Origin of the sequence: Amycolatopsis sp. NPDC059235 (genome assembly GCF_042754125.1) — a bacterium.
GTDB lineage: Bacteria > Actinomycetota > Actinomycetes > Mycobacteriales > Pseudonocardiaceae > Amycolatopsis > Amycolatopsis albidoflava.
In genome coordinates this window covers 1-1,451 of the sequence record NZ_JBHZAG010000189.1, presented here as the reverse complement: position 1 = coordinate 1,451, position 1,451 = coordinate 1, and the positions used below count along the sequence as shown (strand labels likewise).

At 72.7% G+C, this 1,451-nt stretch carries 3 protein-coding genes; all 3 read right to left on the bottom strand.

Going from position 1 to position 1,451, the window contains the following annotated elements:
* On the bottom strand, window positions 1-338 hold a 338-nt coding region (locus tag ACFXI3_RS47095), incomplete at its 3' end, for a hypothetical protein (RefSeq protein WP_378408753.1).
* A 51-nt stretch (window positions 339-389) separates the two neighbouring features.
* On the bottom strand, window positions 390-611 hold the full coding sequence (locus ACFXI3_RS47090; RefSeq protein WP_378408751.1) for a hypothetical protein: 222 nt from the start codon (window positions 609-611) through the stop codon (window positions 390-392).
* 44 nt (window positions 612-655) lie between these two features.
* On the bottom strand, window positions 656-1,303 hold the full coding sequence (locus ACFXI3_RS47085) for an HNH endonuclease family protein (RefSeq protein ID WP_378408749.1): 648 nt from the start codon (window positions 1,301-1,303) through the stop codon (window positions 656-658).
* Window positions 1,304-1,451 lie beyond the last annotated feature (148 nt).

Sequence of the window (1,451 nt, the reverse complement as noted above, 5' to 3'; positions counted from 1 at the left end):
CAGACGATCGCGGGGAACGCGCCCGGCGTGTGCGGGCCGTCGACGTACTCCAGTTCCGGGCCGGCGGTGTCGCCCGGCAGCCGTCGGCACCAGCGGAGCCGGAAGTCGGCGATGTCGTCCTCGCTCGGGGCGTGCGGGGCGATGTCGTCGGGACGCGCGCGCATCAGCGTCAGCGCCTCGGCGGGGTCGGCGATGCCGCAGGCGAACACGAAATCGGTGTGCTCGCACGCGAACACGCTCGGCTCGGCGGAGCCGGTCACAGCTTCGAGGTCGGTGTTGATGCCCCAGTCGATCCCCGGGGAGTAGTCCTGTTCGGACGGTGGCGTTGCTGCGGTCAATGCGGTTGTCCTTCCTGTCGGCGGATCGGGCGAACGGGAGAGCGGCAGGCCTCAGCGGCGGGCCTGGCGGTACGCGGCGGTTTGTTCGTCGTCGGTCGAGTTCTCCAGGACGCGCGGGAGCACGGCTTGCGCGCGGCGGATCTCGGCTTCGAGTTTCGGGTCGCTGGGCCGGTTGTGGGGGCGTTGCTCGAAGTTCTTCAGCGCTCGCTGTTCGGCGTTGAGGGCTTTCACGAGCCGGGCGACCTGCGCGGGCCGTGCCTTGGTGCGGCGCATCGGGTTTCCTTCCGTGACGGCGGCGGTGTGGGGTGTCCGGGCGGTCAGCAGCGGCGGAGAATCCCCGCGATCGCGTCGTGTTCGGCGGGGTCGACGGTCATGGCGTATTTCGCTTTCACCGCGACCCACTGGGCGACGTAGCCGCAGCGGTCGAGGGCGGGCAGCCACTTGGCCGGGTCCTGGTCTCCCTTGGCGCGGTTGGACTTCGCGGTGACGGCGACCAGCACGAGACGGGTGTCGTTGGCGTAGGCCTCGCGCTGGACGCGGGTCCAGCCGCGGGTGCCGGAGCGGGCGGCCTCGGCCAGCGGCACCATGTGGTCGATGTCCAGCCCGCCCGGGTCGGTCACCGTGACGCCGTCGTAGCGGGAGGTCCACCGGCCGCCGATGATCCGGCAGTGCGGCCCGGTCGTCACGCCGGTGCCTTGTGCCTTCAGGGTTTCCGCGCGGGCGTCGCACTCGCCCGCGACCTGGTCCCAGTGCGGCCAGTCCGCGCGCCGGTAGTGCGCGCCGGTGTCCTCCGGCGCGACCCGCAGCCGCGCCAGCGCGGCCCGCGCCGCCGCGGCGTCGAACCCCGCGCCCGCCTGGTGTGACACGGGCGCGGGGTCGGCGACCGCAGCGCACCCGCCGATCGCAGAGCAGACGGCCGCCGCGAGCGCGCCTGCGACGCGGTGCGGCCGGAAATCAGCAGCCATCGGCAAGTCCTTTCGCAAGAGGGGAAAGAGCAGTGCAGAGGCCTCGCCTGAACGGCGGGAAAGTCCGGTGTTGACGGCGGCCGGCCGGGGTCAGCGCGGGCCCTGCCAACTGAGCAGGTGGTTGTCCTGGCCGCCGATGCGGATCGCC